The following is a 3,879-nucleotide window of genomic DNA, read 5'->3' on the forward strand; positions in this document are numbered from 1 at the left end:
CATTGTAGTAGGCACCCATGCTCTCATTCAGGAGGATGTATATTTTCACCAGCTTGGGCTTGTTGTAACGGATGAGCAGCATAGATTCGGAGTGAATCAGCGTAGTGTACTGCGCCGCAAAGGTTATAATCCCGATGTGCTGACGATGACGGCCACACCGATCCCCCGTACGCTGGCCATCACTGCGTTTGGCGATATGGATGTTTCTACGTTGTCAGAGCGGCCGAAGGGGCGTATTCCAATTTCCACCTATTGGGTGAAGCACGAACTGATGGATCGGGTACTTGGTTTTATTTCCCGCGAGGTAGACCAGGGACGGCAGGCTTATCTGATTTGCCCGTTGATTGAAGAGTCGGAGAAGCTGGACGTACAGAATGCCATCGATTTGCATATTCAAATGCAACAGGCTTTTCCACATTACCGCGTTGGGCTATTACATGGACGAATGACTCCCGCAGAAAAGGAAGAAGTTATGCGTTCTTTCTATGCGAATGAGGTTCAGTTGCTCGTTTCAACGACGGTTGTGGAGGTGGGGGTAGACGTCCCAAATGCGACGCTAATGATCATTATGGATGCGGATCGTTTTGGGCTGTCCCAGTTACATCAATTACGTGGACGTGTCGGACGGGGAGCACATGCCTCGTATTGTGTACTGATCGCTGATCCTAAGTCGGAGGTTGGTCAGGAGCGGATGAAGGTTATGACCGATACGGACGATGGTTTTGAGGTGGCTAGACGCGATCTGGATTTGAGAGGGCCGGGTGACTTTTTTGGCACCAAGCAGAGTGGGCTACCCGAGTTTCGTTTAGCAGATATGGTAGCGGATTTTGAGGTGCTGGAAAAGGCGCGGGAGGATGCAACCGATCTGATTAAGGATTCGTCCTTTTGGACATCTCCGCAGTATGAAGGACTGCGCGGTTATTTGCAAAAAGAACAGATTTTCCAGGGGGACCTCATCGACTAATCCACCATGAATCATGAGGTTGTTCTAAACGTTTTAAACAGATAGGCACAATGGACAGGCTGGCCGTCATATATTTGGGAATGACCGAATGATATGGGAGGTGTGGCAACATTGAGCTATCAGCAATATGGAATCAGTCCGCAACTGGTGGAGCGGATTAAGTTGAAAATGAAGAATCGTGCGCTCAAGGAGCGGGTTAAGCAGCAGATTGAAGGTGTGACTAAAGCGGACCTGCAAAATAAAGCTAAGGTGCGTCATCTTGTGAAGTCCACTTCTGCTATTTTAAACGAGCGTTTGACGGCTGCGCAGGAGGAGCAATTGACCGCCTTCGTATTGGCACAAAAAATTGATCCGTCCAATACATTCCATCTAATCAAGCTGTGGGGAATGTTCCGTTGATTGCTTTTGAAGAGGTGCTTCAAAGCGCTCTCCATGTTTTTTTGTGAAGCACAGATGAAAAAAGGATTGCCTGATATCAGGCGATCCTTTTTGGTTTGTATTAGTTCATTCCCCGGGCAATAGCTAGTGTGTGCTTATCATGAGACTTTTATTTGTAATGACCGCCAATTTTGATAGACCGTTCCATGGCCTGTCCGGCATCTGTTAACGACGATGCGCGCATGATGATGGACTGACCGTACCGATCCTTTAAAGTGTCCGTCACCTTTTCCAAAGCACGGGATCGCTCCTGATCCTCAAAAAAATCCAGCTGATACAGTTGATCATCCACCAATCCGCTTAAAGTAACCCCTGCGCGCTTCACGGGCATATGATTCCAAAAAGTATAAAAGATTTTTTTAACGGTTTCATATACCTTTTGGGTATGGTTTGTAGGATCGGGTATCTTCATTTGTCGGGAGAATCCGGTTGGTGCCTCGTAGGGACTGCATATACAATGAACAGTCACAACCGAGCCCATATATCCTTTGCGGCGGGCGTCCCGACACACCTCCTCTGTTAGTTCAAGCAGGATGGTTTCCACTTCCGCAGGCTGGAGATAGTCGCGGGGAAGAGTCATCATATGACCGATGGATTTGGGAGGTGTATTAAATGTTTCCGGCTTGACCGGGCTGTGATCGATCCCGTTAGCAGTTCGCCATATCACCTCTGCCTGAATATCGGACTGCTTGCCGAAATGAGACCGGAATCTGTCCTGTAGCCGGGGTAAGGGAGTACGTGCAATATCTCCAATGGTGTGTAGTCCAAGCTTCTCCAAATGCCGTTCCATGCGCGAACCGATGCCGAACATAAGACGTACTGGCTGAGGCCACAGCAACGCTGCAATATCGGATGTAGGCAACAAGAAAATGCCACTGTCATTTTTTTTAGCCCATATATCTGTTGCGGTTTTAGCCAGCATTTTGTTGGAGCTGATGCCAATTCGAATCCATACTCCTGTTTGTGCCAGTACCTTTTGCTGAATTTCACTTGCAATACTCACCGGATCCCCGAACAGGGAGAGGCTTCCGCTCATATCCAGAAACTGTTCATCAATGCTGAAAACCTCAACCAAATCCGTATATTCATTATAGATTTCTGTTATTTTTAATGAGACATCGATATAATGCTGCATACGTGGGCGTACAATGATAAGGTCAGGACATTTTTTCACCGCTTCTCCCAGGCGTTCTGCTGTAGATATACCGTATTTTTTGGCCAGCGGACACGCAGCTAAAATAATGCCTGAACGAAGTGCAGGGTCACCGGCCACAACGAGTGGCTTATGTTGGTATTTGGGATCATCTGCTTTTTCGATGCTGGTATAAAAACTTTGGCAGTCCGATAAGAATATGGTTCTATTTCTGCGTTCCTTCAAAAATCCGACCTCCTCTCCTGATATGTGTGGGTCATCCTTCCAAAATATTCTTGAATGTATACTCTTATAGTAGTATTATATACAGAACAAGTGTTCCTAATACAAATGTATTTTTTGGAACGTTACAGTTTACGTAAAACCTAACATGGCGTATCATAATATCTTGAGCAAAAACAAGTGGAAATGAATGAATATTGAGGGGAGAAAACCATTTTTATGAACCCAAAACGTCGACCATCATCTCAAAAACGCAGTAGGTGGCGTATTTTTGGCAGAGTTTTGCTGATTAATATCAAGTGGTTCTCGTTTGCGGGTGTACTTGGAGTGCTGTTTGCTGGAGGTCTTATATCCGGTTATGTGGCGGCACTGGTTCATGATGAACCTGTACGATCACGTCAGTTGATATATGAAAAGGTAAATGAGAACGCTCTGACCAGCTTTGTATTTTTTAATGATCAGGTAACTCCGGTTGGAAGAATGCGCATGGAGGAGGATCGACAGCTCGTTGATCTGAAGGATGTTCCTCAGTCTATTGTGGACGCCCTCATTTCAACGGAAGACAGCCAATTTTATGAGCATCGTGGTGTGGATTTAAAGGGAACTGCTCGTGCCGTTAAGCAGAAGCTTTTGAATGAAAACCGCCAAACAGGCGGCAGCACACTGACGCAGCAGGTAGCCCGAAGGGTTTTTCTCAGTCTGGATAAGACGGACAGTCGCAAGGTGAAGGAAATGCTGCTGGCACTGCGTATGGAGCGGTTTATGGGCAAGGATAAAATATTAACGGCTTACTTAAACAAAATGCCTTTTGGTAATGGTTCCGCTGGTTACAATTTATATGGAATCAAGTCTGCTTCGTTAGGGATTTTCAATGTAAGTGATCTACATAAGCTTCATATTGCTCAGGCGGCTTATTTGGCAGGTCTCCCGCAACTGCCATCTGTTTATTCCGCTTTTGATGGAAAAGGGAACTTCGATGAAGAAGGCTTCAATAAAGCGATGGAGCGCCAACGTGTCGTGTTGGGAAGAATGCTGGCAACAGGTAAACTTACGCTATCCGAATATAACGAGGCGCTTCAATTTGATGTGAAAGCCACTCTTG

Annotated in this window: 4 protein-coding genes; 3 read left to right on the forward strand and 1 reads right to left on the reverse strand. The window is 46.2% G+C overall.

The annotated features are described in order from the left end of the window. On the forward strand, positions 1-964 hold a 964-nt coding region (locus GRP75_RS20980), incomplete at its 5' end, for an ATP-dependent DNA helicase RecG (protein ID WP_272917228.1). A 111-nt stretch (positions 965-1,075) separates the two neighbouring features. Next, on the forward strand, positions 1,076-1,363 hold the full coding sequence (locus GRP75_RS20985) for a stage VI sporulation protein F (protein WP_013310877.1): 288 nt from the start codon (positions 1,076-1,078) through the stop codon (positions 1,361-1,363). A 148-nt stretch (positions 1,364-1,511) separates the two neighbouring features. Here the strand turns inward: GRP75_RS20985 and GRP75_RS20990 are convergent, their stop codons facing one another. After that, positions 1,512-2,780: a DNA polymerase IV gene (locus GRP75_RS20990; protein WP_071558520.1), complete on the reverse strand. Its 1,269-nt coding sequence runs from the start codon at positions 2,778-2,780 to the stop codon at positions 1,512-1,514. Positions 2,781-2,996: 216 nt separating this feature from the next. On the opposite strand from GRP75_RS20990, the gene GRP75_RS20995 reads away from it, so the two are divergent. Then, positions 2,997-3,879 (forward strand): transglycosylase domain-containing protein (locus tag GRP75_RS20995; protein WP_160790268.1); only part of this gene is annotated, 883 nt, incomplete at its 3' end.

The organism is Paenibacillus sp. OT2-17 (assembly GCF_009827695.1).
In the GTDB taxonomy this organism is placed as follows: Bacteria; Bacillota; Bacilli; order Paenibacillales; family Paenibacillaceae; genus Paenibacillus; species Paenibacillus polymyxa_B.